This window comes from Kutzneria sp. 744, from assembly GCF_000568255.1.
Lineage (GTDB): Bacteria > Actinomycetota > Actinomycetes > Mycobacteriales > Pseudonocardiaceae > Kutzneria.
In genome coordinates this window covers 6,267,809-6,294,451 of the sequence record NZ_KK037166.1, presented here as the reverse complement: position 1 = coordinate 6,294,451, position 26,643 = coordinate 6,267,809, and the positions used below count along the sequence as shown (strand labels likewise).

Here is a 26,643-nt window from a genome sequence, read left to right as displayed (position 1 = left end):
CGACCGCGGCGTTCTGCGCCGGCTCGGCCAGGCCGAGCAGGACGCGGGCGTTGTGCGCGCCGGGCAGTAGCTGAGTGTGCGCGGCGAGGTTGCCGGGCTGTCCTGGTTCGGCGTGCCGGGTCGCGGTGGCAAAGGACACCAGGCCCTTGTTCGGGTGCACCCAGTTCCGCGCGATCCACGGGCCCAGATAGCCGCCGATGATGTCGTCGCCGGCCGGGTCCGCACCCACCAACAGCGCCGGCGCGGGCCAGGCCGCCGCCAACACGATCGCGGTCGTCGTCACCCCCGGGCAGGCCTTGGCCGACAGGATCGAGATGATCGCCATCACCCCTCACCGCCCGCTTGACGCCAGCAGCGACAACACGACCTGCCCGGCACCGGCCGGGACCGCAATGGCATCCAGGGCGCCGTCGATCACGACGTCCACCACCACCGAACCGTCCGCGGTCGGGCTGCCCGAGTCCAGGACGATGCCTGTGGCGGGCGCCGTCGGCGAGGCGGTCGAACTGGCGGGGGTCGGTGTCAGCAGCACCCGGTCCTCCGGGCGCACGCCTTTGGCCGGCAGGCCGCCGGGCTTAAGCAGCACCCCGACCACCACCTGCCCAGCCGCCGGCACCCGCCCGGTGGTCAACTCCGCCCGAGTGAGCAATGTGCCTGCGGTCAGCGTATGCACGGCGACCTGACCGACCACCCGGTCCCGCTCGGCGGCACCGATCGTCCGCACGTACTCGTCCGGGACCGCTGCGGCGACTGCGAGGTCGCCGTCGGCGAGCGGATGTCCCCAACCGACGTCGCGGGCCAGCACCAGGACCGGCACCGTCGCGTTCTGGCCGGACACGTAGGCCTGCACGCCGGTGATGGAGCCGGCCAGGATCACCACCCCACCAGCGGCCACCCACCAGCGGCACCGCGGCGACGGGCCGGGACGAGCCGGTGGCGGTGTGGAACGGGTGGTGGTAGCGACGAATCCGGACACGGACATGGTTGTCCTCCAACAGAATTCGACGAAAACGGGATGTGTTTCAACAGAAATCGAGCACCGACAAACAGGAAGGACCGATAGCGCTGGTCTCAGCAGTGCACCATGTAGAGATCGACAAAGTCGCTGCCCACCCAGCCATGCACGCCGTTGCGCATGTCCGTACCCTCCTGCCACCCGCCGCCCGGGAAGTCAGCGATCTTGAATAGGTCGCCTCTATAGGCCAGGCCGACAACAGCACTGGACACGCTGAACGTGGAATGGACGCGCACACCGTCGGCGTTGATCCGGGCGCACGTGTGGCCCCCCAATGGAGGCGGAGGCGGCCCTTGCAGACGCCCGGACGTGCTGGCCACGCTCGACGATGCCGCAGCCGGCCAGCGGTGGACGGCCGCAGCGCGTACTGAAGCTGGGGCGGTGTGTTCCAGGTATGTCGGCGGCCGTGCCGCATCGGTCGCACCACCGACAAGACCGGCGACGCTGGCCGCGACCACCAAGCCCTTGACCATCATGAACATCAGACCTCTCCTCACTGAACACGAAAAGTGACCAAGCCGGTCCGGTCGCGGACATGGTTGTCCTGCAACAGAAACTCGAAGATCACGGGATGCGAAGCTGGACTGAAGCCGAACTCATCGACCGGCGGCACCGATCATCGGCGTTTCAGCACGACGGCGGGTAGGTGAAATTGACGAACTCCAGCGCCACCCATCCATGCACCCCGGTGCGTAGGTCAGTCCCCTCCGCGTAATCTCCCGGCGGAACCTGCACCACCTTGAACACATCGGGATAGTAGGCGAGCCCAAGAACCGCACCAGACTTGTCTCCTGCTGACCGGATACGAACGCCGTCGCCGACAATTGTCGAGCACACACCGTCCACCCTCGGCCGCGCCACCCTTGCTCCCGCCAGTGCGCTTCGCACGATCCGCAGCTCACCCGTCGCTCTGTTCGGTCCTCCGTGCACGTGTACAGCGGCTCCGGAATCCGAGGGCATCGACATCGCCCCTTCCTCAATCGCGCCAACGATCAGACTGACCACGGTCGCCGCGACCATCAAACCCTTGAGCACCAACATGACACACCTCTCCTTCACCGTGATTGACGCACATGTTCAGCGAACCTCCTGCAGACATGGTTGTGCTGCAACAGAAATTCAAGAATTGGAGGAGGGTGGTCGATTCAGCTGACGTTGAGCGACTGGACCTCGGCCACGGCGAACCCGACTGCGGTGCGGGAGGTCATGTCCGGCAGGGTGCCGCCGGCCGGCGCCGCACCGGTCGAGCCGGTCCAGCGCACCGTCCACTGGATCGCGAACACCGCGTTCACGTGATCACGCGGTTGGTCGAAGACGTAGTCGCAGTCCGGTGACGCGGCGTGCAACCCGGCCGTGGCGATGTACTCGGTGCCTGGGCCGGCACACGATAGCAAGCGACCGGAACCCGGCGCGAAGACCAACGTCGTTGGCGTGGCGGTCACCTCCGCCCACACCGCTCCAGCCTGCACCCGCTTCGCCTGCGGCGCCCAGACGTTCTTGGCTGTCCACAACCATGTGTGCTCACCGACGATCGTGGCTTGCCCAGAGTGCGCACGCACATTCGGTGAGAAATGCGGCGCGGGCCGAGGGAGCACGAGAAGTTGGTATGCCTGGGCTGCCAACTGCCCCGGTGTCGGCTGCGGCGCGTCCTGTGCGCCGTGCGGACGGCCGCAAGCCTCGTAGTAGGCCGCCATCCCTCCTGCGGCGTCGTACATGCACGGGAAGCCAACACCAGGCTCCTGCGGTGCAGTAGCAGGTCCGGAGGAGGCACCAGCTGCATGTCCCGACAAGCCTGGCGAACCTGAACTACTCGCCCCGGCACCGATACTAGGCGAACCGAAGACGCCGGTTTGATCACCCGGTGTGACAACGATTTGACCGCCAGGCCCGTCGGCACTGGCGTGTTCAGCCGGCAATGCCATCAGCACGGAGCCGGTCAGTACCATGATGCCGATCATCCTTCCCCGTCTCATCAGCACGTCCCTCCTGGATACGCAATCTCCGACACTCGCCACTTCCCGTCTCCACCACGCTGCATGTGCGAGGTCACCGGGTTACGGGCTATGCCGATCGTCTTCTTCTCGCCGGTCCGGGCATCGGCCTGGCCTGACCCGCTGGCGTCCTGGCATTCCGTGACAGTCGCGGCAGCGCCGTCGACGTCGACCTTCGTCACGTATTCGCGGGTCTCTCCGTACACCGCGACGTTCTGTGAGCGCAGGATGTCAAGGTTGTTGAGCATCCGTGTGAGCTGCGGTTCGACAGCGACGGCGGCCAGCTCCGAACTCCAGGCTGCGGGGTCGTCGTGGACGAACTTGTTGCTGATGGTCCAGAAGTCGACGTAGGCATGCTCGATGGTGGAACTCGTGTCCTGAACGCTGGTCGATGTCGCCGGGAGCTGAGCAGAGCCTGTTGGCGTTGCCGTCGAACTGGCGCCGCACCCGGCGGCGAATGCGATGACCGTTACCAAGCAAAGCGTTGTTCGGCCGAGACTGACAAGGGCGAGACGCCGGCCGGGACGTCGAATGGGGGCATTTCGTCGGCCGGCCAGCGCCTCCTCGTCCGCACCGAGGTAGAGGGGATCGACCACGGTGTCGGACGTCGGTGGGAGCGACCGAACAGCGATCCCGTTGCTTGCAATCACGATCACTCCCTTGTCCTGTAGGAGAACTGGATCGTTCGTCCACTACGGACAGGTTTACACGGCCATCCCGTGCTTACCTCAAGGTAAGTACGGACCCCGCAGCGGCAACTTCACCCGTTGGAGTTAACCGGCAATGGGTCAGGACTCCCGCAGGGCCACCGACAAAGCCATGAGCTGCTCGACGTCGGCATCCAAGCCCTGCATGCCGGGAAGCACGACCGGAAAAGCCCGGTCCGCCACCGATATACCGTCGGCGTGGGCGCGCAGGGCTGCCGGCAGTCGCCTGGCGATCACCTCGACGGAATCAAGGTTCCCTTCGATGGCGGCGAGATAGGGACTGATCCGGACGAGGCCGTCGCGGCATTCGATGACCCGCCGGTAGTAGCGGCGATGTAGCCGCCGCAGTGTCAGCAGGTCGCGCCAGCTCGGCGAAGGCGCCCGGCCAAGAGCGTCCTCGGGGAACTCTTCATGCAAGGCGGCCCACAACGGCCCCAGCTGTCGGTATGCACGTCGGTGTCGCCACCACACCCCCACCGCGGCCAGGCGCATGGCGACCGAACGGAACGCGACCCCGACGATAAAGATCGGGATGCCCGCCAGCGCCGCGAACGTCGCGGCAACGAGCAAGACGGCGGGCACCTTCGCGGAATTTTCCGTCAACTGGAACAAGTTCGCGACCACCGCGACGGCAAAGCAGAGCGTCAGGCCTGTAAGTCCCGCTGCCATCAAGGCCGTCGCCCACCTGAGCTGCCGCTCACCGCCGCGAGCCACGTAGCCCGCAGCGACCACCATGCCGTAGGCGTAGGCGTAGAGCGTGTACGCGTTGGCGAAGAAGTAGAACGCACCAACGCTCGGCGGCACGGAGAGATGATCGTTCATCAGTACTTCGGTGGGCATGCGGGCGGCCGCGGCCCGCAGCCCGACCGGCGTCGTCAACGTCGACGCCACCAGGATGGCAGCCACCGCTACGACAGGTGCGGCTTGCAGCCGGGCATTCCGTCGTGCGGCCGCCGCAGGACGGGTCATGAACAGGAGAAAGCAGACGAGTCCGTACTGGCCGACCAGTGAGAGCAGGTATCCGATCAGCTTCGAGGTCATCGGGTCGCCAACGAGGAACACCTGCCCCTGGCTCGCGGCCAGCGCGAACGGATACCCGATCGCCCAGCCGCCGACCAGGACCGCCATAGCCCTGAGGGGAACGTTTCTCGGCGCCCTGGCTACGAGGAAGAGCAGCCACGCGAACAGCGCCCAGTAGGCGATCCCACGGATCGCCTGCGCCGTAGTCACGTCCGCTCCTGTGCTACACGCCGAACTGGTTCCTCCCAGTCGATGCTGTGCGAGTACAGCCAGTCGCCGTTGGGTGTGCGGATATCTCCTCGGCTGTAGGCGACCAAGCGTTCGGCGCGTTCGCGCCGGACGAGTTCGTACGCCGCGAAGGCTTGGTCAAGATCGGGCAGGTCGCGCAGGCACTTGGCCAGCACGACGCTGTCCTCCATCGCCATCGACGCGCCTTGCGCGGCGGCCGGGGACGCGGCGTGCGCGGCGTCTCCGACAAGCACCACCGACGATCGGTGCCACGTCGGCATCGGCGGCATGTCGTACACGCCGCGCCCGAGCACGGCGTCGTCGGTCGCGCTGACGACGTCTGCGGCCAAGACGTTGCCGTCGCTGACGAAGAAGTCGAGCGCCAACTGCCGCCATTCGCTCGCCGTCATAGCCGCTGCTTCGGCTTGAGACATCTCCTCGCCTGGCAGCCGGGTGTACCAGAAGTGCTCGCCCTCGGGCGAGGTGGTGTGCCCGAGGGTAGCTCGCTTTCCACGGAGCATCCGCATAACGTCGTCGGCGAAGGGAAGAGAACGATCTTCGGTGTAGCCGAAGATGACGTTCAGCCCGACAAAGCGCGGTGATGGCGAGGATGGGTCCACGATCCTGCGCACGGTCGATCGGATGCCGTCCGCGCCGACGAGCAGATCGCCTTCGGCAGTACTGCCGTCGGCGAAATGAGCGACCACTGTGCCGGACGGGTCGGTGGTCGTGTGGACGAAGCGTTTGCCATGCTCGATGATGCCACCGCGCCGAGCCAGTTCATCGTGTAGCGCTCGATAGAGGTCGGCGCGCTTCAAGGTGCGTGGGCTGGCGAATGTGGTCCGCTGCGTGCCGATCGGTCGCACCGGCAGCGGAGTGCCGTCTGGCTCGAAGGAGGCGTTCTTCGTGGTGCTGAACGAGTTCGCGACAACGGCGTGCTGAGCGTCCAGGGCCCCAAGGGCGTCGAACCCGTTGTGCATGATCATCATGAACGCGCCGATGTCGTCGGCACCGCTCGCGTATGCCTCGTAGACGGTGGCGGTCATGCCGGCTTTGCCGAGCGCCATCGCGGTCACCGGGCCGGCGATGCCGCCGCCGATGATCAGTGCATGCGTCACAGCCAGCCCAATCGGTCGGTGAGCGCGTTGTCGATGTTCTTCGTCTGTTCGTCCGTCGCGGTTCGCGGTGCCACGACGTCGATCACCGACGCCCACTCCAGTATGATCGTGGCGACCAACTCGGCTTCCTGTTCGTCCGCGGTGTCGTACGAGGTCCGCCGTAGCGCGCGCCGCACCGCCCCGGGATCGAGATCCGGATACCGTTCGTGTACGTCGCCTGGATGCAGGTCGTCAACGAGGACAGAGTCCGGCCCGTCGCTGGCGTGTTCGGCGAGGATGTGTCCGAGTTCGTGCAGGATGATGTGGTTCTGATGGGGACCGCTGGTTTCCTTCTGGTACAAGATGAACTCTACCGACGGCGTGGAGATCCACGCGCCGAATGGACCCGGCACCGGCAGCGAGTGCTCGACCAGTTGGATGGGCTTGCCCCGCTGGCGACCAACCCTTTCGCACAGATCGACGACGTCGAGAGGTGGCCGGATATCGAGGCTGTTCAGCAGCCGGCGGCACCGCCGTCGTAGTTCCCGTTCCCGCATTCCTGGCCCCCAGCCCTGGCGTGTCGGTCAGCCGTCACTTCCTGCCTGCGGCCTGCTCCGTCTGTTGCTGCTGGTAAACGACCTCGACGAGCTCCTGGACCAAGCGGAACCGGTCCGGCGCGAGCTCACCAGCGCGCAGCGCCATCAGCTTCACGTCGTCTCGACCGCCGATTGCGGCGAGGCGTATCCGCTCCTGTCGGAGCTCCTCCAGCTGCCGGTCGACGCGATCGGTGACCTCGTCCTCAAGGAAGTAGCCACCCGGAACGCCGAAGAACTGGGCCAAGGCCTTCATGTGCCGGCGAGTGGGATTGTCCTTCTTGGACTTTCGCAGCTGCCAGAGATAGCTGGGTGAGATCTGCTCCCCTTGCTCACGAAGGGTGCTGGAGACTTCATCGTTGCTGTACTCGGCGCCGTCCGGCTTTGTCATCGCGGCGAACAAGTGGTTAAGCAGATCGGCGAAGCTCCGCGATGAGCCTGCGTAGTCGACCATCCGCACCTCCGGACGTCTCATGTACAGCACCCCAGAACTCGCACCAACGTACACCCAGCGAGCACCTCGCCCGTAGATGAGAGTGGAAATCACCTGGTCAGGCGACAGCGCCGACGTTTCCGCGACCGACCGTCACCGCCAGCCTGTTCGACATCTGACCACCTTCCTAAGCGCGTTCACCAACGTCGACAACCGATCGGGTGGAGGCATCGATACTAGTTGATACAAGGCCGTCACCTGCATAAACTCGCCTCCATGCACTAGCGTGCAAGCTGCCGAAGCGACCCTCATGTACGTGGGTGAACCGCGCCGGTGGCCGGTCGAGGTGATGAAGCCGAGGGATGCTCTATGCCGACGATGGAACACCAAGACTCAACCCCACCGGCGATGTTCCCTGCACCGCCGAGCTGGGTTCCGGTGAGCCGGGATGTCTTCCTGGAGCGGATGCTCAGCGCCAACCACCTGCTCAACGGCGACTGGATACCCGACGTCCTGCTGGCCCTGTCGTCTGGGCCGCTCCGCTACACCGAACTCCTGGACGCCATTCGCTCCTCGCCTGTCGTCGATGCCCGCACACAACGTGGCCGGCACGTCCAGCCGCGGATCCTCCTCAACACCCTCCGTCGCATGGAAGACGACGGCCTCGTGCTCCGGCACGAGAAATCCATCGGGCTGGACCGCAGCGTCCAGTACGAGCTCACGCCCGCCGCCCACGAACTGCTCAGCGCACTCACCTCGACCGTCACCTGGTGCGAACGCCACCAGACCCTCATCGCCCGCGCCGACCAGCAAGCCGTGCGACGCCATCGAGGTCGAGCCTGAATGCCTGCCCGTTATGGCTGGAGCAGTGTGGACACCGCAGCGTGGTAGACCGCCTGCACGATGGGGATGGAGTCGATGCGGATGCGCTCGTCGGTACCGTGCAGACCGATGTAGGTAACGCCGAAGCCAGCTGTGGCGGGGATGCCGAGGCCGGCCAGGTAGTTGCCAATGTTGGAGGGTCCGGCGATCCGAGCTTTCACGGCGATGCCGAGCGAAGCAGCCGCGTCGATCAGCGCCGCCCGCATCGAGCTGTCCTCGGCGAGCGCGTATGCCGGCCACCGGGTATCGACTTGGATGTCGGTGGGCCGAGTGCCGGGCCAGGCTTGGTCGACCTCAGCCACGACCTCCTGTACCAGCTGCGTGGCGGCCGCGTCGTCGAACTTCGGTGTGATACGGATGTCGACGTTGACCGTGCAGAGGTCGGGCGTGACCGAGTAGCCTTGCCCGCCGTGCACGGCGGTGACGGTCAGCTTCCCGGGTAGCGGGAAATCCGGGCTGTCGCCAGCGGGGAGTTGCGCGGACGAGAGCGCCCGCACGAGGTGCGCGGCCTTCTCGATGGCGCTGGGTGTCGCGGTGCTGCCGCCGGAGTGCGAGGCGACGCCGTGGACGTGGAGTTGGGCGCGGTGCACGCCTCGGCCGCCGACGACGAGTTTGTCCATGCCGGGGTAGCCGATCATCACGCCGGCGACGTCTCCGGGAGCGTCGGCTCCGGCGAAATAGGTCTTGGCGCCGCCGAAACCGCCGGTGTGCTCGTCGACGTCGAAGAGCAGGACCAGGCGCCCGGCCAGCCGATCGCGGGCGGCGGCGAGGCGAGCAGCGATATGGCAGAAGATCGCGACGGCGGCTTTGGAGTCGGCGCTACCGCGCCCCCACAGCCAGCCGTCAGCGAGGTGTGCCGAGGTGGGCGGGTGGCTCCAGGCGTCGAGGTCGCCGAACGGCGCGGTGTCCAGACAGGCGTCCAGCACCCAGCGAGGTCCAGGCCGGGCTCCGGCGACTTCGCAGGCCAGCGCGAGCGCCGCGCCGGCGTGGTCGCGAACGGTCGCAGCGGCCAGACCATGACCAGCCAGCCACCCGGCCACGTGCGCCAAGATGGGCTCGTAGGAGTCGATGCCGCCTCTGCTAGGGATCGCGACGAGGCCGCGGACCAACTCAACTACGGAGTCGTGATCCTCGTTGGCTGCGCTCAGCACGTCGTACTCGCCGCCGGAATTGATCATGGGCACCCGCGCCTCGCTTCCGCGCCAGCTGCTAAGGAATCGTCGCTACGACGACAATCCCCTCGGCGACTCGGCTGATGGACCGGATCCGGAAGCCGCCTGGCAGCAGGGGGCCGGACGTGGGGGGTGCTCCTGACGGTGCCGTTTCGCCTACGTACAAACGGATCTCGTCAAGGACGCCACCTCCGACGAACTGGACGGCCAGATCAGGACCGCCGTCCAGGAGCAGCGTCCGCACGCCCGCCTCGTAAAGCGCCCGCAGCGCCTGCACAGGATCATCGCCGACTTCGTCGGACAACGAGAACACGTCGGCGCTGTGCCGTCCAGGACGGCCTTCCTTTAGCTTGCCACCATCATCGAGAACGGCGTCGGCGCCGGCACAGAGGGCAAGAACGTCGAACTGCTGCCGGCGGATCGCGGTAGGACCTGCTGCGCCGACCTCGCACACCCAGGTCACCCGCGGACGACGGTTATGCAACGCCCCAAGCCATGGCCTGAGCACAACCTCCGCTTCCTCGGCGAGGACTCCGACTTCAACCTCCACTCCTGCCTCGCGCATCCGTGCCACACCGCCGACGCCACGCGAGGTCGGGTCGATCACCGCGATGAGGACACGCACGACACCGGCGTCGATGAGGGCCTGGTGGCATGGAGGTGTTCGCCCGAAGTGGTTGCAGGGTTCAAGGGTGACGACGGCGGTGCCACCGCGAGCTCGTTCTCCGGCAGCCGCCAAGGCGTTCACCTCCGCGTGCGGCTCCCCTTTGCGCTCGTGGAATCCCTCGCCCACCGGCTGACCATCACGGTCGAGGATCACGCACCCGACTGGTGGATTGGGACTCGCAGAGCCGAGGCCGAACGCGGACAGGCTGATTGCGCGACGCATCGCGTCGAGCTCGAATTCGGACGTCGTCATGCCGGAACACGCAGGTCGGCGAACAGATCCTGCACTTCGGGAATCCCCTTGTGGCGGTTGAGCTGCTTGCCCAACTTCGCCACCTCCTGCGCGGTGCGGATCGAACCGACGCTACGTGCGATACTCAATGCCTTTCTCCCGTACACCGCCGCCTGGTCCGGATGATTCATCGCGATATGAGCCTGCGCGAGCCGACTGAAGGCGACTCCCCGATCCCGACGGTAAATGGGCGGAAGCGCGGGAATAACGGCCTCGAATAGGTCAACCGCGGTCGCGGGTTTCCCCAGTACCACGAAGTATTGCGCCCGCTTGAGTTCGAGGTACGGCGGCGTGCAGAACGAACCGTGACCCTGCCGGGCATCTCCGGACGTTTCTGATGCTGCACACTTGTGGGCGGCGTCCAGCATGTGGTGCATGAGATTCTCATCGCCGGCTAGGGCGTGCCCATGTGCCTGCTGCTGGAGGATGGCGGCTCGCATGGGAGTACCGCTGCCGACAGCCTCCCGGCCCGCAGCTGCGGCAAGCCCGAGCGTTCCCTGCGCATCTCTGTCTGCGGCGGCATGCTGGCTTCGACGGAACAAGGTCCAAGCCACCATGTTCCGATCATCCGCCTCATGCGACCAGGTCATCGCCCGATCGACCCACCGCACGGACTCGTCCATCCGACCGGAATCCTCGTAGAGCCAGGCTGCCGACTCCGCGTAGGCCGCTCCGAGCTTCACCAGTTCGACCCGCTCGGGGCCCTGCACGACCGGCAAGAGCTCCTCAATCACGCCGATCTGCTCAAGGACACCGGCCAGCGCGCGACGCGGGCCTAGCAGGTTGTCCGCCCGCACAAGAACGTGCCACTGATCGCGCAGATGCACGACGACCTCGTCAACGTGGTCGACGGACCTCGTCGGCAAGCGATTTGAGGCAGCGGCTTCCGACCACCACTTCAGATCAGTCTGCTCGGAGCATGCCGCAGTACGAGCGAGTACCGTCATCAACTCTTTTCCGCTGACGCCGAGGGTGCGAGCCAGAACCGGTACGATGGTTGCCAAAGGTGACGACTTGCCAGCCTCCCATCGATTAACGCTACGCCGATCGACGTGAAGTTTCTCGGCCAGTGCCTCCTGTGTGAGGCCAACAGCCTTGCGCAACTCGCGGAGCGGACTCGCACGCCTGGCCATGTATCACCCCTTCGTGTGACCACGTCCATGGTACGCCAATCATTCTTGCAGGTGAAGGCCACGCGTGTCACCAACGTGTCCCATTTCTGTCCCATTCACGACCTGGCCAATTTATCCACACACCGGTCTAATCCGAATGCACCCTAAACGGAGGGAGAACCCAATGTGTCGTGGCACGCGAGTCGACATCTTCGTCGCGGCAAGCCACATCGAGCGTGCTCGATGACCCGCGACGCGCCGGTGGACCGCCGACTACTCATCATCGACGAGATCGCGGAACTGCTGCGCGGCTTCGACGCCTGCGGTGCCGTGCAGGAGCTTCCGGTGTTCGGCACGACCGACCGCGACGAGATCCAACTCCGGACCCTCGGCCCGCTCATCACGCTCCTCCTGCTGCATCCGGTTGACGATCGGGGTAGATGCAGGAGGTGCCGGCCTACGCGTCGCAGCAGGTGCTGCTGGCTCCGCTGGCCGAGCCGGAGAACTCCGTGTCAGATCTCGAAGGTCGCCAGGTTCTTCAGCTCAGCACCGCTGGACGAAGTTTGGTTGCGACTTCTTCCACGCATCGGTATCCGTCGGGAACTCAACGAGATCCGAGCCAACCTCGCTAACCAGGTTGCGACAGGCGACCTCGCCGGCACTGCGCCGAGTATTCCCGCACAGGCAGACCGATACGGCCGACACGCCCTGCGTACCAATGACATGACGGTTTGAGACTGTCTGTACCACAGGAGCACCAGCATGGGTCCCGCCGACGAACGCGTCCCCGAGAACTTCCTCGCCCGCGACTGGCGGCCCCTCGGCGTGGACGTGGAGCGCGCGAGTGCCGCCCGCATGTACGACTACTACCTCGGCGGCTCCCACAACTTCGAGGTCGATCGGGAGAAAGCTAAGGAAGTCCTCGCCGTCCTACCGCAGGCCCGCACCTTCGCCCGCCTGAACCGCGCCTTCCTCCGCAGGGTCGTGCGGTATGGAGTCCAACACGGAATCCGGCAATTCCTCGACCTGGGTTCCGGCCTGCCGACCGCCGGCAACGTGCACGAGATCGCCCAAGCCCAGATCCCCGACATCCGCGTCATCTACGTCGACAACGAACCCGTCGCCGTCGCCCACAGCCTCGAACTACTCGAGAACAACCCCTACGCGACCTGCATCCAGGAAGACATCACCAATCCCGACCGCGTGCTGCACCACCCCGAAACGCTGGAGCTGCTCGACTTCTCGCAACCGCTGATGGTCCTGGCGTGCGCCGTGCTGCACTTCGTCCCCGACGACCAGAACCCGACCGGTGTCGTGCAGGCCTACGCCGATGCGCTCCCGTCGGGCAGCTACCTCGCCTTGTCACACGCCACCGCAACCGACTACCCCGTGCAGCTGGCCGCGGTGCTGGAGATCTACCGCAACACCCAGAACAGCGCGCACCTGCGGACACGAGCCGAAATCACCCGCATGCTCGCCCCGTTCGAGCACCTCGTGTTCCCCGGCGTCGTCTACACCCCCGAATGGCGACCCGAGCACATGGCCGACCTCCCTGCCAACCACGCCGAATCACTCGCCTTCGCCGCCCTCGCCCACATGCCCTGAACGCCCCGGCTACCTGGAGCCCGCTCCCATGCCCCACCGACTGTCCACCGCCCGACGACTCGCCGACCTCCGCCAGATCTACACCGGCGAGACCGCCAGCTCACTACGGCCGGCGACGCGCAACGGCACCCAGCACTGGGAACCCGCAGACCGGCACACCGTCGCGGCGATCCTCGCCCACGGCGTCGACCACACCCGCGGCGGCGCCGCCGCGCTGCTGCCGGTGCCCGATCACGTTCGGCGCGCGGTGTTGGCTGACACCCGTGATCCGGTGCAGCAACGCCTGGAGGCCGCCATCCTGCGCGCACTGGGCCGCGCCGTGCTTCACCGCCGGCCGGAACCACTGCGGCAGGGACCCGTGTGCTCCAGCGTCCGTCCCATCGCCCCGGCCACGGTCGGCCTGCACCTGCGCGCGTCCATCCTCGGGCCGATGCTGGCCGAACTGACCGTGTCGGGGCTGCGGGTCGTCGTCCACCGACGCCACGTCGAGCTGCTGCTCCGCGCGGACGAGAGCGTCGCGAGCGTGTCCCTGGCGGCGATCAGCAACCGGCAGTGGGCCGCCGCGACCCACTACGCCCACGCGCTGACCGGCACCGTCTGGCCCATGGGTCGAGGGCACCCCGAGCCCCTCCACGGCTGGCCGGCCGTGGACCCCGCCAAGGCCGCCTACACCAACCCGATGGCCGCTGCCCTGCTGCGGCGGCTGCGCGTGCTCGGCCCCACCAACTGGCTCGCGGTCGGCATCGACGACGACCGGCTCACCATCCACCTCACCTGGGCGGGCGGCGCCTCGACCACCACCGTGGCCGCGCACCTGACCCATCCCCTGGGCGGCCTGCCCGCCCAACGGTTCGACGCCTACCACCACGCCGACGACATCTCGCTGATGGCGCACGGACCTCACGACGAACCCGCGGTGGCCGTCGTGCTGTGCAACCTGGACGGCCAAGCCCCGCCGCCCCGAGCGCGCACCGACACGACAGCGGCGTGGACGGCGTTCGACGCCGCGCTCACGCGGCCGGCATCGCGGACACGGCCAGCGCGGTGACTCACCCAGACCCGCCTTGCCGTCACGTGCCGGGTGCGCACCTGGACGGCACGCCCAGCACCACGACCATCACGACCACACCCGACCGCCAGCGCGTCGTGATCGCGATGCACGACGATCAACCAACCGCACTGGCCATTGCAGCTACGGAAGCCGCCGCGCTCCTCACCCTGATGTGCGAGGGACGCGACGACATGGTCCCCGTGGTCGACCTCACCGCACGGATCTACGTGATCCCCGCACCCACCGAGATCGGCCTGGCGGGTGATGCCGGCACCGGTGCGGGCGCGACGATGTTGCTGTTCGCCGGCGCGGCCGCACTCGCGACCGCGTCACGGATTCCCTGTGCTGGTCCGGGATCCGTGGCAATCCTGCACACCAGCGCGCAGATCGACGACCTCGTCGCAGACCTGGCCGAGGTCCTGTCCTGCGTCGCACCGCCCGCCGGTCCCTGACCGCGGAACGATGGCGGGCCGACACCGATCCATGCCGAACCACCGCTCTCCCACCTTCAAGGACCTCACCTCGTGTATCGCCGCCCCACCCTCGCCAAACGGATCGCCGAGCTGCGCCGCGCCTACACCGGCGAAACCGACTCCACCCTGATACCCGCTGCCCAAGCCACACTCACCGCACTGGACACCGCGCAGCGCCGGGCCGTCATGGACATCCTCGACAGCGACTTCAGGGCCCGCCTGCTCGGCGACCCGACACCCGCCGTCGATCCCATAATCCGGTCCACCGTCCTGCTCGACACAGCCGTGCATCGCCAGCAGGAACTGGAAACCGCCATCCTGCTGGCCCTTGGACACGTGCACACCTATCACGGCCATGGTCCCGCTCTCCCCCAGCAGGTGGTGTGCCGCATGGTCCGCCCCACCACCGACGGGTTGATCCTGCACATGTCGACGCAAACGCTGGCCGTGCTGCTCGCCGAGCTCCTGCCGCGCGACCACGACGGACACCTCGTGGGCCTGGCCGGGCTGCGTTGGCGGCTCCACCGACGCCACCTGGAGCTGGTTCTGGCCGATGCCGAGCCGACTGTGCACGTGGCCGTGGCGAGCACGTCCTACCGCCAGTTCGCCGCGGCGTTGGCGTTCGCCACCACCGCCGGAGGGTTCGCCGCCGACCACCGCGACGAACCGGCCCCGTTGTCCGAGCTCGAACACGTCGCGATCGCGCTCGACCAGTCCCCGGGACCGGTCGCCTTGGCGAGCTCTCTGTTGCGCCGGTTCGGACTGTTCCGGATGGCGAGCTGGATCTCGATCGAGCCGATCGGCTCGACGTGTCTTCGCCTCGACTGGGCCGACGGCTCCACACCGGCCCAGGTCGCGGCCATGCTGACCCACCCGATCGCCGGCCTGCCCGATGACCGGTTCGATGCCGCCACGACTGCCGACGGCACGATCGTTCTCAATTGCGCCGGCCTCGGCGGCACCCTCTCGCTACGCCACCACGCGGCAACCCCTCCGCGCCCGAACATGACATCGGCATGGACGGCGTTCCACCAGGTGATCAACGCACCGAACCCCACAGGCCCCGCCAGCGAAGCTGAGCAGTCCGCATGACCCGAACGCGCTGGCAGTTGGTCATCGTCGGGCGCGACGACGTGCGAGCGCTCACCGGCACACGACATGCCTTCGGCGACGTCGCAGCGGACACGCAATCCACGCCAGGTACTGATTCTCAGTGAAGAAAGGCAAAAATGACGGATTACGCAAGCGCTGCTGACCTGTGCCGCCTGGTCGTCAGCCGGATCGATGGTGTCGGAAGCACCGAATGGCTCGGCGGGTCGGTCTACGCCTACGGAGCCGGGCCGAACGACGCGATCCTGGCCGATGGGGAGCACGCCACGACCGTCCTGGTCACCCATGGCGGGCGGCAGCGGTGGTTCAAGGTCTCCGTCGAGGAGTTCTTCCTCGAACAGGTGTCCGTGTTGTCGCTCGACCACGACGTGATGGTCTCGCTGGCGCGTCGGGCTGGTGTTTCTCGGCCGGCGTTCGGCCTGGGCCCGTGCTGAGCGTCACTCGTTCGGTCGATTACAGATAGTCGCAGCTCGCCCACGTGGGGTCGACGTCCTCGGTACGCTCGGGAACCGGCAGGAGGCGGGCTGCGTCTGTCTGGATGGCACTGGGGCGAGCGACGGGGGTCGTGGCATGGCGAGGATCGACACGGGCGGCGGGACGTACTTCGATCCCGAGTTGGTCCAGCAGACGATCGACAAGCTTCAGTCGATCGTGGACGACATCCAGAGCAAGTCGCTCGTGAAGGCACGCACATTGTTGGACACAGTGAACCCGGCCTGGGGAAACGAACCTGTGACGGCTAGCTTTCACAACCCAATGCAGGCATCGCATCACCAGCATGTCGCGGATCTCCAAGCGTGGCAGCAGAAGATTGTCAGCGACATCGCTAACCTTAAGGCAGCGATGAAGTACTACACGGGTGCCGACCAAGCCGGTGCTGACGGGCTGAAGAAAAAGGGCGACTAAGTGCGACAGCGACTGACGGTGTGCGTAGCAACAACGGCCGGATTGGCCTTGGCTTTGGCGGCATGTTCAGGTTCGCCCGTGGGAGGCACAGCGTCTTCGACTTCCAGTAGCACCTCGTCGGCAGAGAGCCTGCCGCCAGGAACTCCAAACGTGGCGCACGCGCTGGACACATCGGCATTCCAGAAAGCTCCGTGCTCAGCGCTGACTACCGCCCAGCTCGCGAAGCTTAATGTTGGCGCTACTGGAGTGCAGGTTCAGGACGATCCACTTGGGCCTGAGTGTGCCTGGAAGGACTCCCAAGGGCCGTCGACGATAAATTTCGGCCTCATCATTGCCACTGCTGGATCCGGATTGTCTGGCATCTATGGCCAGAAGAGTCAGTACGCAGTTTTTGAACCCCTGTCGGACATTGCCGGATATCCGGCGATTGTCGCGATGACCGATGACGCTCGCCCTCAAGGTGACTGCAAAGTGTCCATCGGTGTAAGCAACCAACTGATTATCAATGTCGAAGGCACTGTGAACGGTGGACCGGACAAGACTAACCCGTGTCCTCGGATACAGGCGATCGCGACGGCGATGGTGACCACGATGAAGGGCGGGTCGTAGATGGGGCTCCTCGATGATCTCCAACGCACCGTCGACCACGTAGGCAACGCTGTCGGTCACGCGGTCGGTTCAGCGGCGGGGACGGTCTACTCGACGGTCACTGGTGACCAGGCCGGTGGGCAGCGGATCGAGCACGACATCGACGGCGTCAGCGACGCCGTGTTCTTCGACGGCACCGTCCAAGGCACGAACCCCGCACTGATCCACAAGTACTTCAACAACGGTCCAGGCACCAAGTCCTGGGGTGTCGCCGAAGCCACGAACGCGTCCCTGAAAAGCGACTACGACGACTACGGCACCCGCGTCAACCAAGCCCTGTCCACAATGGAACAGGGCTGGAGCGGGCAGGCCGCGCAGCAGGGCTTGCAGAGCGTGCAGCAGTCGCAGACCATCGCGCAGTCCATGAGCCAACACATGGCGGCCAAGCAGACGGCCTACGGCAACCAGATCGGCGTGTTCGACAGCACCAAGCAGGCCGTGGTGGCGATGCCGGACAACCCACCTCCGGCAACCAACCCCATGGCGATGGACGTGGTCAGCACGGCCAGTGGCGCTGTCACGGCGGCCGCCTACCAAGAGGGTACGAAGGCCAACCAGCAGGCGTACTCCAGCTACCAGCCGCCCACACAGTCTCATGCCTCCGCGATCCCCAAGGGCGACAGCGTCACGCCGGGACAGAGCAATCCCACGCCGGGACCGACGCCGCCCGGCGGACCGGGGATCAGCGAACCCCGTTCCTACAGCCCGGGATTCGGCACGTCGCAGGACCACCACACCACGACGAGCCAGCCGGGCAGCGGCATACAGCAACACACCCCACCCACTGTCGGCAACAGCGGGCAACCGGGCGGATCCCCCGTCACTCAGCCGCCGGTCGTCCCCGGTTCGGGCACCACGTCGACCGGCGTGGCCGGCTACACCGGCACCCCGAGCGGCAACCCCAATGCACCGGTGACCGGCGGCTACGACTCCAGCTTCGGGCCGCGTGGCAGCTCCGATAGCGGATTCGGGTCGGGAAGTGTGTTCGCCGGTGGTGGCTTCGGCGGCGGGTTCGGTGGCGGCGCGGGATCCGGGTACGGCAGCGGCGCGGGTGCCACCGGCGGGCGGGCCGGCTCGCCTGGTGCCGGCAACGCCGCTGGTGCGAGTGCTGCTGAAGAGGCGATGGCCGGACGCGCCGGCGCCGCTGGGGCCCGTGGCGCCGCTGCACAGGGTGGCACCGGCGCTGCTGGTGCCGGTGGCCGTGGCGGCAAGAAGGAAGAGGACAAGGAGCACAAGACAGCCGCCTACCTGGTCACCGAGGAACACGGCAGCGAGGTCGTGGGCGACCTGCCGCCGGCAATGCCGCCCGGCGGCGTGATCGGCGGATAACCCGTGCTCGACACCAGCATTGTGCTGTCCCGATCCACCTACGCCTTGACCTGGACCAGCGAGCGCATCGGCGACCAGTCCGAGGTGCTGTTCGTGCTGCCCGACACGGCCGACCGGCAGCGACGTGCCCAGGCGACCATGCGGGCGTGCGAGGAGTTGGCCCAGCTCGGGTTGTTCGATCGGCAGCGTGGGGTGCACCCCGCGCTGTTGGACACCTTCCGTCTGCTGGCTCGGCCCGAGGTCGAGTTCTACGGCTACCTCGCCCACCAGCAGCACCGAGAGCCGTTCACGGCGCTGGCCGCAGCCGGTGGCGGTCGGGGCGTGCTGGCGGTCCTCGACGATGCGACCCTGGCGCTGCATCCGGTTCGTGCGGACGCGATTGCTGAGGCGTTGATCGGGCAACTGCCGCCGGTGCCGGCCGCGCACGGGCAGTCCCTGACGGTGCCGGCGTCGACGGTCGGCGGCCCGAGCGGACGGCCAGCGGATGAGGAGTTCAGTGTCTTCGCGGGGCAAGCGCGCACGGATCCAGCGGTTACCCGGCTGAAGCGGTTGGCCGACGAGCCGCGCACTGGCGGTGCCCAGTTTCATGTCGCGGTCCGAGACCGCAACGGTCGTCGACGCCGGAATGCGTTCCCGCTCAACGTGATCGATGTCGAGTCCGGACGGTGGTTCATCCAGCGGCAGCACAACACGAGCCGGGAAGTGTGGATCACCGCCGCGCCCGCGACCCCGCAAACATTGGCCACCAAGCTGTACGAGACCTACCGTGCGCTCGCGAGCGGCGGGTAGCCGCCGATGAGCAAGATCCATACCAATCCTGAGCACCTGCGCCGGTCGGGCACGAAGCTGGGGGACTTCGGCGGGAAACTGGCCGAGGGCGGTCAGAAGCTGGACTCGGCTGGGCAGCGGCTGCTCTCCCACGCCAGCGGCGACCGGTCCGGGATCGGCAGCGTGATCAGCAAGGCGTTCGGCAAGGGGTTGCAGATCACGGGCACGGTGTTCGGCGAAGGCGGCCGAGTCGCCGAGGGGGCGGGCAAACGCCTGCACACCACCGCCGATCTGCATGAACAGGCCGACGAGCACGGCGCTGGTTTGCTGAAGAAGCTGCACCCGAAAACCAAAGGCAAGATCGAGCCACAGGGTGGGGTCACGCGCAAGAAGTCGCCGTCCACCAGGTCCGCGAGTGGCAAGGATCGGACGGCCACACGGCTACCGGGTACCAAGGAGGGCGAGCGGACGCGGATCAGCGGCGACCTCTTCAGCTCCGAAGGCAAGTCCGCGGGACGCCGGGGTGACATCACCACGGACCCCCGGTATCCGCAGAGGTACCGCTACTCGAACGGACCCACCGGCGCCCGTAACGGCCCCGACGGTCCGGTTCAGACGCGGTATCTCACCCATCCCGACGCCGACCTGGTCGACAAGCGAGACCTCGCGCAAGCCGCCCTCAAGAAGGCCCAGCTCGCGCAGGGCGGCGCGGCGGGCGATTCGCCGTTCAAGGCCGGACTGCCGGCCGACTCCGACGAGGTCAAGAAACTCCTCCACGGTGGGGACGGCTATGCCAGTCTCGGCAAGGACGAATGGCGCGCCCGCTACTACCACGGCAAGACGCCGGACGGATACGAAAAGTACGACTGGCCGGACAAGAACCAGTATCCGGACGGGTTCTCCAGCTCCGAGGATCGACATCCGGTGGTGCTCGAACGTGGCACCGTCATCGACCGCTTCGGTGACCCCAACGGGCGCTTCCTGTCGCCGGCGGGAACTCCGTTCGACGATCGCGCGATCCCGGGCGACTCTCTGGACAAGGGCTACCACCGGTACGAAGTGGTCAAGGAGATCCCGGCGTGGATGGGTGGGATCGCCCCCGCCATGGGGTTCCCGGGCGGCGGGATCCAGTACCTTTCCCCGCACCCCGTTGAGGACCTGGTCCTCGCCGGCTACTTGAAGGAGATCTGATGGTCGTCTTGATGGACACGGTGGGAGGCTTCCTCGACCTCCTCGGCGTACCGGCCGACAAGTACGCCATCGGCGGCGAGGCACACGAACGGTGGTGCCTGACAGCGGAGGACGACGGGACCTGGCACGTGTTCTGGAGCGAGCGCGGCAGCAGGTTCGACGAGGTGCCCTTCGCCAGAGAGGAAGACGCCTGCATCCACCTGGTCGGCCGGTTCGCCGTCCAGCAGCTGACACAGGGGCTCCTGCACGCAAGGCACAACTAGACCGTCCACATGGGAGAACGCCCCGCACAGCAAGGTTGGGACCGGCCTCAGCAGCGCCAACTCATCCGCGGTGAAGTACAAGCCTCCGCCAGCGTGCGCGACGGTACGGGAGACGGTCGCCGACTGTCTCGGTTGTCAGGCCGTCCGACGGGTTGGCGAACGTCCGCAGCACGGCCATATCCGACCACGCCGAGGGCGATGTCCGGTGACGACTGCGGCATGTCCGGGGCCTTCCCACGGATGATTGCGGAGGCGTCGAACAGCAGTACAGCCGTGTAGGGTCTCGCGCTGACGACATGTCGATCTTCGGCGGCCCAGGCTTTGGTGGTTGTCTCACGGCCCGGCTGTGTGTCAACGGCGGAGGGTTCGTCGCCGACCTCCGGCAGCACGACACGGACGTGCATCAGGTTGCTCGGCAGGCGCGCGTCAAGGAACTGATGAGGTCTTTCGCGCGGTCAGCCCGAGCGGGAAAGGTGATCGTCGCAGTCGACGTGCGAGACCGACGGCCCGGAGTGACCCGCGGGGCCGTCGGCTTCGTCCCGGTCCGTCGGCGCCTTCTTGGCTGCCTCACGCGGGCTGTCCTGCCCTGCGTGACTGTGCCCTGACGATCCTGGCAGCCACCAGCAAGCCCACGATGGCGACGGCTCCGACGGTCGCCACCAGCCGGTTGACGTCCACCGCCGGCACCCAGCGCACGTTGTCGTTCTTGATGACGTACGCGCCCACGGGTCGTGCGGTGAGGCCGAAGCCGCCGCCTTCGCCGTCCTGGCCACGCTGGTCGTGGCCCTGGCCGCCGCCACCACCGCCACCCACACTGGCCGCGGGGATGACGATCAGGCCGTTGTCCTGGACCGGCTCGCCATAGACCCGTCGCACCGAGACCGACTCACGCGCGCTGTCCAGCAAATCTTCGATCTTCATCATGACCTCCTGCCCGTTGCCTGTTCGACATCGACATTCGCCGGTTGCCTCGGCCGACGGACAGGACCCAAAGTCCCGCCTCACAACAGCAGATGTGCCCGTCTCGCGGGCGCTCGAGCCGTACGCATCGCAGCGATGACCACGTGCGTGGTGGCGGTTGCGCCTGCCAGAAACTACGTCCGCGCAGGTCAGGCAACCCGCTGGTACTCGTGGATGATTCCCCCGAGACGGTCGTGTCGGCGTACGTCCCGGCCTGCGGCCCCGCCCGGATCGGCCACTGGTTGTGGAACCGGACGAAGCGGCACTGCCTGATCCATAGCTTGGTGGGGACGGTGCCAATTGTGGTGGTCCTCGAACTCTCCCAGCACGCGCAGGAGATGGCGGTGGTTCCAGATCAGGCTGCGATCGAGCAGTTCGTGGCGCAACTCCTGCACCCCACCGCTCCATGAACGAGTTCATGCGGGGGTCAAAACTCAAGCTAGAACCAGGATCCCAGCGTGTGGTCCCAGGTCCAGCCGACTCCGTCGACCGCGGCCCGGCCGGTCTCGATGACGCTGCCGGCGGTGTCGACCGCGACATCGGCGGCGGTGTCGGCCGTGTCGACCGCGGCGGTACCGAGAGTGCCGGCAGCGTGCTCGGCGGCGTCGCCCCAGTGGCCTTGCGGGATGTCGTTGGCCGTCTGCTGACCGCCCTGGTAGATGTCGGTGGCGGTCTGGGCGCTGTCCTTGAACAGGGTGCCTGCCGTGTTGCCGATGACCGGGATGCTGGAGGCGGCTTCCGGTGGCAGCGGGTTGTCCTGCCATTGTTGCTGGGAGACCTGGCCGTAATGACCGGTGGCGATGTCGCCGAGGTTGCGCAGCGATTCCGAGCCAGGCTCGTAGTACTCGGAGTGCGCGTTGCCTGTCCAGGAATTGTCGACGGCACCGAACTGCTTTGCGCCGAAAGAACTGTCGTACGGGCCGCGGCCCGAGCCGTCCTCGGTGAACCAACTGCCCTGGGTGGCCTGTACGACTGGGTCGTGTCGGGTCGCGCCGGCCCACACGTGGCCGTCGCCGGCTGAAAGCTGATCCGCATTCGAGGCGCCGACGCCTGGTGAGCCGACGAACACGATGTCGTCGGCGGCAAGGCCGTGCATGCCGGCCTTGCCGACCACGGTGCTGCCGTAGCTGTGGCCGATCACGGTGAGGTGCTGGTGGTTGCCGGCTTGCTCGGCGGCGGCTCGGTAGCCGTCGACATCGGCGACGAGGCGCGGCGCGCCGTCGTCGGCATCCTTGGCGCTGACGACCTGGCTGCCTATCAACGAATCGGGGGCGTCGTAGCCAAGCCACTGGATCACGGAGTTGCCGCTGCCGGTGGAATCCATCTGCGCTTTGAGGTTGGCCGCGCGGTCGAGGTCGAAGCCGTCCTTGCCGAGAGTGGCGGTCGTGCCGGGCACGCAGACGGCGACGTTCGTGGCGGTGTCGGGGTTGCCGAAGGCCACCGCCATTGTGCCTTGTTTCTGTCCGGGACCATCCGGATCCCAGGACAACACGTAGACGCCGTCTCCCTTGTTCTTGCTGTCGGCGTCGGCGAGCCGTAGGGCGGCGTTGTCGGCGTTCTGCCGGCGGCGATTGGCGTCCTGGCGGTCGTTGAGCAGGCTGGACAGCTCGGGGTCGTTCGCTTCGCGCAGCTTCTCCTCGTCGTTGGGGTTTAGTCCCAGTTGCTCCGCGCGTTGGATAACTCTGGTGTTCAAGGTGTCGCGTTGCTCGGCGAAGCGCTGCCTGTCCACGTCGATGCGGCGGCGGTTGGCGGCGTTGAGCACGTCGGCGGGCAGGCCGCGCATCCGGCCCAGCTCGTCGAAGTTCTTGGCCAGCAGGGAATCCCGCTGCTGCGGGGTGAGGCCGGCCCACCAGCGGGCGATGTCCTTGGGGCTCGTGCCCGGCGGCGGCAGGGCCACCGACTGGATCGCGGTCGCCGCCCAGGACGGCGCGGTCCCGGCTTTCTGCGCGAATCCGGGCTGGAGTCGGTTCAGCTGGTCGGCGGCCGCGTCCAGGGCCTGCTCGTGGCGCTGGGCGAGTTCCCCCAGCTCACGGTTGATCCGGTCGGCCAGCTTCGTGACCTCCGGCCCGGGCAGGCCGGGCGGTTTGCTGAACCAGTCGCTCATCGCGCTGTCGGCGGCGGCCCGGACGTCGCCGCAGTGCGCGGCGACCGAGCGGAGGACCGCCGTCGCCGCAGTCAGATTGTCTTTGGTCGCGTTGATCGCGTTCGTGGTCAGCTGGGCTCGCTCGGCGAAGGCGTCCGACGCCTGGCCGGTCCAGGCGCCGGTCGCGGTGGCGGTCCCCGTGTGCACGGACTCGGCCGCCCGGTCCAGGGCGCTGATCGAGGCGGTGATCGGATCGATCGCCACCGTCACCCGGTCCGCGTCGGCCGCTGCCAGTTGGGCGTACAGCTCGACAGGGTCGTTGCTCACCGGCCACCGGCCTTCCGCATTCCGGCTGCGGCGTCGTTGTCCGCGCTTTCGTAGAGCCCCGCGGTGTTGGTCAAGTTCTCCGACGCCTCGTCGATCCAGGCCGAGCCGTGCTCCTGGTCCGCGCTGTGCGTGCTTGTGAACGCCTGCACGGCCGCGGCGAAACGGCCGGCGGCCGGCACCGTGCCGAGCGCGTCGGCGTCCAGCTGGAGCAGAGCCAGCAGCGCCGCTGCCTCGCCCACCGCATCGGCCCCCGCCTTGACCTGCTGCGACGACGTGCGCAGGGCCTCCGGATCGACGCCGAACCCCTCGGACACCGGCATCCTCCCTCACCGTGCGAACGCTGCCGACTACAGTCAGTATGTCGGATTCGCCAGCTGGGAGGCACATGCCGTGGAAGTTCCCTGGGTGACGGTCTTCACCGAACAGTCGAGGATGTTCCGGGAAGCCGTCGGCCGCGCCGAGCCGACCGCGCCGGTGCCGTCCTGTCCGGGATGGACGTTCACTCAGCTGGTGCTGCATGTCAGCCGGTTTCTCGAGTCCACGATTGCGTATCTGACCAGTGGCAGCACCGTGCCGCTGCCGCCGCTCCCGCCGCCGTCGGAGCCGGACCCGCTGGCGTACCTCGACGAGCAGTTGGCCGCGGCCGGGGAGATCCTGCCGACCGTGCCGCGGAACCGTCCCGTGTGGACGTTCTCACCGGCCGCGCCGGATCTGGCCTGGGTCTGGCTGCGCCGTGTCGCCCACGAGCTGACGCTGCGTCGGTGGGACGCGCAGGCCGCGCTGGTCGCCCTGGTGCCGACCGATCGTGACCAGGCGGTCGACGGTGTGGAAGAGGCGCTGGGCACGATCCTCGCTGCCCGTACCACCGGCGACGTGCCGTCCCATACCGTCGGCACCGCTCTGGTCAGTTGCAGCGACGGGCCGGAGGCATGGCTGGTTCGGTTCACGCCGGGCGAGGTGCCCGCCGTCGAACGACACTCCGGACCCGCGGACGCGCGCCTGACCGCTACCGCGTCGTCGCTGTTCTACCAGCTCTGGGGGCGTCTTGAGCTCACCGGTCAGGGGGATCCGGCCGTGCTCGGCGCGCTGCGGACGGGATACTGACGGCATGCCGCTTCGGGTGTTCTTGATCCTGGTGCCAGTGCTGCTCCTCGCGCTGGTCGGCGGCTATCTATGGATCCAGTACGGTGGATCGGTCGTTGCCGAGGGCCGGGCGACGGTTCGGGTGACCTACGCCGGCGCTGGCGATCCTGTGCTGGCGGTGGACTTCGCCAGCGGCGACCAGACGGCGAAGCAAACGCTGACCACGAGCGCCCTGAGCCTCGACCGTGGTCAGGCACCGCAGGACGTGCGCAAAGGGGACCTGCTCGATTGCGCCTACATTGAGCGGATGGCCCCGATCGTGGAACGTCTGCGTGAGCCCGTGCTCAGCGACTGCCGTCGAGCGGCGGGCTAGGTGGCTGGTGTCGAACGGGGTCTTGAGGGCACGTGTCCAGCGCCGCCAGCGCTGCCGCCGACGGTAGTCGAGTGTGTCCGGTAGACGCGCGGCAGCGAGCACGACAGGGCGTGGTGGGCTGGCTGGTGGCCGTGATGGACCTGCCCTGGGCCACGATCAGACGGTGATCGTGGCCCATCCTCATGTCACCGAGGCGATCCCGAGCCGGCCAGGTTGACCGCGGCGGCCAGCGATGAGAAGTCCGCGGTCACTTTCACCAGCCCGCTGACGCGGGCGCGGCGTCCGTCGTGACGCCGTCGCATCAGATGCCCGATCTTGCGTTCCACCTTCGGGTGGGTGGCCCGGTCGTCGGCTTTCCAGTCGGGAGCATCCGGTGGCCAGTGGCCAGTGAGCATGTGGTGCAGAGGTGTCGAACTCGGCGATCCCGGCGTGGCGCCGGTGGTCCAGGGTGCGGATGGTTGTGGTGATCCCGGCCGGGCAGGCGACGGCCTTGGCGTCACGATCGAAAGTGAAGCGGTCTTTTGGGAAGAGTCCCTTGATCCAGGCCGGCGGTTGCACCTTGAGTCCGTTGTGGATGGATGCGTTGTCCAGCCGTGTCGGCAATTCGCCCGCGCCGTAGGCGGCATCCCCGTAAACCGCGGTCTGGTCGTCGGCTTCGGCTTCGGAAGGCTGGGGGCGCCTCATCGCGAACTTGATCACTAGAGTGCACCCGTGGCCGTGCTGGAGATCTCCAATCTGGTGGTGGAGTGGGATGCTCGGACCGGCGAGCGCGTCCCTGTCCGCACGGCGGAGGTGGTCGCCCGGCTGCGCACGGCCGGGATCGACGAGCCGCCCGGATCGTGAAGGTTGACGAGCTTGAGTTCGACGCCAGCCGTCAGGTTCCGCGCGTACGTGCGGCGAGTTGGCGTGGTGCGCAGACCGGGGATGACGGTGACTTCGCCGAGACGCTGGCGGAATGGGCCCGCACCACGCTGAGCACCACCATCGAGATCGTCCACCAATCCACTGATCAGAAGGGGTTCTCGGTCATCGCCGCGCAGGTGGCGGTGGAATGGAAGTTGGCGTGGCTGATCGGTTACCGGTGGCTGGCACGGGACTACGAACCTCACCTCGCCACGTCCGAAGCTTTCATCCGGTGGGCATCCCCGTATCGCTCGTCGTGTTCCGGCCGTTCGTGCGGAGCGACACCGCTTCGGCCTTGCTACCTGAAAATCTCAAACACCTTCCGAGGAATGCGCCGGGCTCATAGTCCATTAGGGTGATGT

At 67.1% G+C, this 26,643-nt stretch carries 34 protein-coding genes and 1 pseudogene; 17 read left to right on the top strand and 18 right to left on the bottom strand.

Features of this window, described 5'->3' with window-relative positions; translation table 11 throughout:
• The 10 genes and pseudogenes from KUTG_RS61735 to KUTG_RS28555 form a co-directional block, all read right to left on the bottom strand.
• Positions 1 to 325: pseudogene (locus tag KUTG_RS61735) on the bottom strand (hypothetical protein); the annotation flags it as partial.
• Positions 326 to 331: 6 nt separating this feature from the next.
• A complete protein-coding gene (locus KUTG_RS28590; protein ID WP_232240997.1) occupies positions 332 to 877 on the bottom strand; it encodes an SAF domain-containing protein in 546 nt (181 codons plus the stop codon).
• Between the two features lie 194 nt (positions 878 to 1,071).
• On the bottom strand, positions 1,072 to 1,497 hold the full coding sequence (locus KUTG_RS59090; RefSeq protein WP_157494827.1) for an SH3 domain-containing protein: 426 nt from the start codon (positions 1,495 to 1,497) through the stop codon (positions 1,072 to 1,074).
• A 145-nt stretch (positions 1,498 to 1,642) separates the two neighbouring features.
• A complete protein-coding gene (locus KUTG_RS59085) occupies positions 1,643 to 2,056 on the bottom strand; it encodes a hypothetical protein (RefSeq protein ID WP_157494826.1) in 414 nt (137 codons plus the stop codon).
• Positions 2,057 to 2,160: 104 nt separating this feature from the next.
• Positions 2,161 to 2,973, bottom strand: coding sequence for a hypothetical protein (locus KUTG_RS64015; RefSeq protein WP_232240995.1), 813 nt, complete (start codon positions 2,971 to 2,973; stop codon positions 2,161 to 2,163).
• Between the two features lie 14 nt (positions 2,974 to 2,987).
• On the bottom strand, positions 2,988 to 3,656 hold the full coding sequence (locus tag KUTG_RS28575) for a hypothetical protein (RefSeq protein ID WP_157494825.1): 669 nt from the start codon (positions 3,654 to 3,656) through the stop codon (positions 2,988 to 2,990).
• A gap of 138 nt (positions 3,657 to 3,794) precedes the next feature.
• Positions 3,795 to 4,943, bottom strand: a complete 1,149-nt coding sequence (locus KUTG_RS28570; RefSeq protein ID WP_052395519.1) for an MAB_1171c family putative transporter — start codon at positions 4,941 to 4,943, stop codon at positions 3,795 to 3,797.
• Positions 4,940 to 6,079, bottom strand: coding sequence for an FAD-dependent monooxygenase (locus tag KUTG_RS28565; protein ID WP_043721122.1), 1,140 nt, complete (start codon positions 6,077 to 6,079; stop codon positions 4,940 to 4,942). The genes KUTG_RS28570 and KUTG_RS28565 overlap by 4 nt, the downstream gene beginning before the upstream one ends.
• Entirely contained in the window at positions 6,076 to 6,615 is a 540-nt protein-coding gene (locus KUTG_RS28560; RefSeq protein ID WP_043721119.1) for a hypothetical protein, read from the bottom strand. The genes KUTG_RS28565 and KUTG_RS28560 overlap by 4 nt, the downstream gene beginning before the upstream one ends.
• A 34-nt stretch (positions 6,616 to 6,649) precedes the next feature.
• On the bottom strand, positions 6,650 to 7,105 hold the full coding sequence (locus KUTG_RS28555; RefSeq protein WP_043730930.1) for a helix-turn-helix transcriptional regulator: 456 nt from the start codon (positions 7,103 to 7,105) through the stop codon (positions 6,650 to 6,652).
• Between the two features lie 417 nt (positions 7,106 to 7,522).
• On the opposite strand from KUTG_RS28555, the gene KUTG_RS53990 reads away from it, so the two are divergent.
• Positions 7,523 to 7,927: a winged helix-turn-helix transcriptional regulator gene (locus KUTG_RS53990; protein WP_052395518.1), complete on the top strand. Its 405-nt coding sequence runs from the start codon at positions 7,523 to 7,525 to the stop codon at positions 7,925 to 7,927.
• Positions 7,928 to 7,938: 11 nt separating this feature from the next.
• Here the strand turns inward: KUTG_RS53990 and KUTG_RS28545 are convergent, their stop codons facing one another.
• The 4 genes from KUTG_RS28545 to KUTG_RS59080 all read right to left on the bottom strand — a co-directional run bounded on the left by KUTG_RS28545 (position 7,939) and on the right by KUTG_RS59080 (position 11,628).
• Positions 7,939 to 9,006 (bottom strand): M20 family metallopeptidase, encoded by a 1,068-nt coding sequence (locus KUTG_RS28545; protein ID WP_232240993.1) that lies wholly within the window; start codon positions 9,004 to 9,006, stop codon positions 7,939 to 7,941.
• A gap of 169 nt (positions 9,007 to 9,175) precedes the next feature.
• Positions 9,176 to 10,057: a bifunctional diaminohydroxyphosphoribosylaminopyrimidine deaminase/5-amino-6-(5-phosphoribosylamino)uracil reductase RibD gene (ribD, locus tag KUTG_RS61730; protein WP_052395517.1), complete on the bottom strand. Its 882-nt coding sequence runs from the start codon at positions 10,055 to 10,057 to the stop codon at positions 9,176 to 9,178.
• A complete protein-coding gene (locus KUTG_RS28535) occupies positions 10,054 to 11,199 on the bottom strand; it encodes a helix-turn-helix transcriptional regulator (protein ID WP_232240991.1) in 1,146 nt (381 codons plus the stop codon). Before KUTG_RS28535 ends, ribD begins: the two co-directional genes overlap by 4 nt.
• A gap of 282 nt (positions 11,200 to 11,481) precedes the next feature.
• Positions 11,482 to 11,628 carry a hypothetical protein gene (locus tag KUTG_RS59080; protein ID WP_157494824.1) on the bottom strand — a complete coding sequence of 49 codons (147 nt, stop codon included), beginning with the start codon at positions 11,626 to 11,628 and terminating at the stop codon, positions 11,482 to 11,484.
• Between the two features lie 342 nt (positions 11,629 to 11,970).
• Between KUTG_RS59080 and KUTG_RS28530 the strand changes: the two genes are divergently transcribed.
• The 11 genes from KUTG_RS28530 to KUTG_RS28485 all read left to right on the top strand — a co-directional run bounded on the left by KUTG_RS28530 (position 11,971) and on the right by KUTG_RS28485 (position 20,552).
• Positions 11,971 to 12,813 carry an SAM-dependent methyltransferase gene (locus KUTG_RS28530; RefSeq protein ID WP_052395516.1) on the top strand — a complete coding sequence of 281 codons (843 nt, stop codon included), beginning with the start codon at positions 11,971 to 11,973 and terminating at the stop codon, positions 12,811 to 12,813.
• 28 nt (positions 12,814 to 12,841) lie between these two features.
• Entirely contained in the window at positions 12,842 to 13,861 is a 1,020-nt protein-coding gene (locus KUTG_RS28525) for a hypothetical protein (RefSeq protein ID WP_043721115.1), read from the top strand.
• A 98-nt stretch (positions 13,862 to 13,959) separates the two neighbouring features.
• Complete coding sequence (locus tag KUTG_RS28520) at positions 13,960 to 14,316, top strand: hypothetical protein (protein ID WP_157494823.1); 357 nt, start codon at positions 13,960 to 13,962, stop codon at positions 14,314 to 14,316.
• Between the two features lie 72 nt (positions 14,317 to 14,388).
• Positions 14,389 to 15,429, top strand: coding sequence for a hypothetical protein (locus KUTG_RS28515; RefSeq protein ID WP_043721112.1), 1,041 nt, complete (start codon positions 14,389 to 14,391; stop codon positions 15,427 to 15,429).
• A 137-nt stretch (positions 15,430 to 15,566) separates the two neighbouring features.
• A complete protein-coding gene (locus tag KUTG_RS28510) occupies positions 15,567 to 15,881 on the top strand; it encodes a hypothetical protein (protein ID WP_043721111.1) in 315 nt (104 codons plus the stop codon).
• Positions 15,882 to 16,017: 136 nt separating this feature from the next.
• Positions 16,018 to 16,353 carry a DUF2563 family protein gene (locus KUTG_RS28505; RefSeq protein ID WP_043721107.1) on the top strand — a complete coding sequence of 112 codons (336 nt, stop codon included), beginning with the start codon at positions 16,018 to 16,020 and terminating at the stop codon, positions 16,351 to 16,353.
• Positions 16,354 to 16,962 (top strand): DUF3558 family protein, encoded by a 609-nt coding sequence (locus KUTG_RS56705; protein ID WP_084579886.1) that lies wholly within the window; start codon positions 16,354 to 16,356, stop codon positions 16,960 to 16,962. It begins immediately after the preceding gene.
• Positions 16,963 to 18,330, top strand: a complete 1,368-nt coding sequence (locus KUTG_RS53985; RefSeq protein WP_052395515.1) for a hypothetical protein — start codon at positions 16,963 to 16,965, stop codon at positions 18,328 to 18,330.
• Between the two features lie 3 nt (positions 18,331 to 18,333).
• Positions 18,334 to 19,119 (top strand): ESX secretion-associated protein EspG, encoded by a 786-nt coding sequence (locus KUTG_RS28495; RefSeq protein WP_043721104.1) that lies wholly within the window; start codon positions 18,334 to 18,336, stop codon positions 19,117 to 19,119.
• A 162-nt stretch (positions 19,120 to 19,281) separates the two neighbouring features.
• Complete coding sequence (locus tag KUTG_RS53980; protein ID WP_198047337.1) at positions 19,282 to 20,289, top strand: TNT domain-containing protein; 1,008 nt, start codon at positions 19,282 to 19,284, stop codon at positions 20,287 to 20,289.
• Positions 20,289 to 20,552, top strand: a complete 264-nt coding sequence (locus tag KUTG_RS28485) for a hypothetical protein (RefSeq protein ID WP_052395513.1) — start codon at positions 20,289 to 20,291, stop codon at positions 20,550 to 20,552. Before KUTG_RS53980 ends, KUTG_RS28485 begins: the two co-directional genes overlap by 1 nt.
• A gap of 567 nt (positions 20,553 to 21,119) precedes the next feature.
• Here KUTG_RS28485 and KUTG_RS28480 read toward each other — a convergent pair.
• On the bottom strand, positions 21,120 to 21,473 hold the full coding sequence (locus tag KUTG_RS28480; protein WP_043730915.1) for a spore germination protein GerW family protein: 354 nt from the start codon (positions 21,471 to 21,473) through the stop codon (positions 21,120 to 21,122).
• 209 nt (positions 21,474 to 21,682) lie between these two features.
• Here KUTG_RS28480 and KUTG_RS59075 point away from each other — a divergent pair, with 209 nt between their 5' ends.
• Entirely contained in the window at positions 21,683 to 21,922 is a 240-nt protein-coding gene (locus tag KUTG_RS59075) for a hypothetical protein (protein ID WP_043721102.1), read from the top strand.
• Between the two features lie 29 nt (positions 21,923 to 21,951).
• Here the strand turns inward: KUTG_RS59075 and KUTG_RS28470 are convergent, their stop codons facing one another.
• Complete coding sequence (locus KUTG_RS28470) at positions 21,952 to 23,922, bottom strand: alpha/beta hydrolase (protein WP_043721101.1); 1,971 nt, start codon at positions 23,920 to 23,922, stop codon at positions 21,952 to 21,954.
• Positions 23,919 to 24,236, bottom strand: a complete 318-nt coding sequence (locus KUTG_RS28465) for a type VII secretion target (protein ID WP_232240989.1) — start codon at positions 24,234 to 24,236, stop codon at positions 23,919 to 23,921. The genes KUTG_RS28470 and KUTG_RS28465 overlap by 4 nt, the downstream gene beginning before the upstream one ends.
• Positions 24,237 to 24,312: 76 nt before the next feature.
• Here KUTG_RS28465 and KUTG_RS28460 point away from each other — a divergent pair, with 76 nt between their 5' ends.
• Positions 24,313 to 25,026, top strand: a complete 714-nt coding sequence (locus KUTG_RS28460; RefSeq protein WP_043721098.1) for a maleylpyruvate isomerase N-terminal domain-containing protein — start codon at positions 24,313 to 24,315, stop codon at positions 25,024 to 25,026.
• Positions 25,027 to 25,030: 4 nt separating this feature from the next.
• Positions 25,031 to 25,378, top strand: coding sequence for a hypothetical protein (locus KUTG_RS28455; protein WP_043721096.1), 348 nt, complete (start codon positions 25,031 to 25,033; stop codon positions 25,376 to 25,378).
• A gap of 180 nt (positions 25,379 to 25,558) precedes the next feature.
• Here KUTG_RS28455 and KUTG_RS59070 read toward each other — a convergent pair whose 3' ends face one another.
• Positions 25,559 to 26,077 carry a hypothetical protein gene (locus KUTG_RS59070; RefSeq protein WP_157494822.1) on the bottom strand — a complete coding sequence of 173 codons (519 nt, stop codon included), beginning with the start codon at positions 26,075 to 26,077 and terminating at the stop codon, positions 25,559 to 25,561.
• A gap of 12 nt (positions 26,078 to 26,089) precedes the next feature.
• Between KUTG_RS59070 and KUTG_RS65360 the strand changes: the two genes are divergently transcribed.
• Both KUTG_RS65360 and KUTG_RS59060 read left to right on the top strand, forming a co-directional pair.
• The gene (locus KUTG_RS65360) at positions 26,090 to 26,221 is read left to right on the top strand and encodes a hypothetical protein (RefSeq protein WP_255360944.1); all 132 of its coding nucleotides are present in this window, start codon (positions 26,090 to 26,092) and stop codon (positions 26,219 to 26,221) included.
• Positions 26,218 to 26,640, top strand: a complete 423-nt coding sequence (locus KUTG_RS59060; protein ID WP_157494821.1) for a hypothetical protein — start codon at positions 26,218 to 26,220, stop codon at positions 26,638 to 26,640. Before KUTG_RS65360 ends, KUTG_RS59060 begins: the two co-directional genes overlap by 4 nt.
• The last annotated feature ends 3 nt before the right edge of the window (positions 26,641 to 26,643 follow it).

Excerpts from the sequence above, each read along its gene's own strand:
- KUTG_RS28555 (WP_043730930.1), bottom strand. The coding sequence starts at position 7,105 with ATGGTCGACTACGCAGGCTCATCGCGGAGCTTCGCCGATCTGCTTAAC.
- KUTG_RS28505 (WP_043721107.1), top strand. The coding sequence starts at position 16,018 with ATGGCGAGGATCGACACGGGCGGCGGGACGTACTTCGATCCCGAGTTG.
- KUTG_RS28455 (WP_043721096.1), top strand. The coding sequence starts at position 25,031 with ATGCCGCTTCGGGTGTTCTTGATCCTGGTGCCAGTGCTGCTCCTCGCG.
- KUTG_RS59085 (WP_157494826.1), bottom strand. The coding sequence starts at position 2,056 with ATGTTGGTGCTCAAGGGTTTGATGGTCGCGGCGACCGTGGTCAGTCTG.
- ribD (WP_052395517.1), bottom strand. The coding sequence starts at position 10,057 with ATGACGACGTCCGAATTCGAGCTCGACGCGATGCGTCGCGCAATCAGC.
- KUTG_RS64015 (WP_232240995.1), bottom strand. The coding sequence starts at position 2,973 with ATGATCGGCATCATGGTACTGACCGGCTCCGTGCTGATGGCATTGCCG.
- KUTG_RS28485 (WP_052395513.1), top strand. The coding sequence starts at position 20,289 with ATGGTCGTCTTGATGGACACGGTGGGAGGCTTCCTCGACCTCCTCGGC.
- KUTG_RS28530 (WP_052395516.1), top strand. The coding sequence starts at position 11,971 with ATGGGTCCCGCCGACGAACGCGTCCCCGAGAACTTCCTCGCCCGCGAC.
- KUTG_RS28560 (WP_043721119.1), bottom strand. The coding sequence starts at position 6,615 with ATGCGGGAACGGGAACTACGACGGCGGTGCCGCCGGCTGCTGAACAGC.
- KUTG_RS59080 (WP_157494824.1), bottom strand. The coding sequence starts at position 11,628 with ATGCAGCAGGAGGAGCGTGATGAGCGGGCCGAGGGTCCGGAGTTGGAT.
- KUTG_RS28510 (WP_043721111.1), top strand. The coding sequence starts at position 15,567 with ATGACGGATTACGCAAGCGCTGCTGACCTGTGCCGCCTGGTCGTCAGC.
- KUTG_RS28525 (WP_043721115.1), top strand. The coding sequence starts at position 12,842 with ATGCCCCACCGACTGTCCACCGCCCGACGACTCGCCGACCTCCGCCAG.
- KUTG_RS59090 (WP_157494827.1), bottom strand. The coding sequence starts at position 1,497 with ATGTTCATGATGGTCAAGGGCTTGGTGGTCGCGGCCAGCGTCGCCGGT.
- KUTG_RS53985 (WP_052395515.1), top strand. The coding sequence starts at position 16,963 with ATGGGGCTCCTCGATGATCTCCAACGCACCGTCGACCACGTAGGCAAC.
- KUTG_RS28480 (WP_043730915.1), bottom strand. The coding sequence starts at position 21,473 with ATGAAGATCGAAGATTTGCTGGACAGCGCGCGTGAGTCGGTCTCGGTG.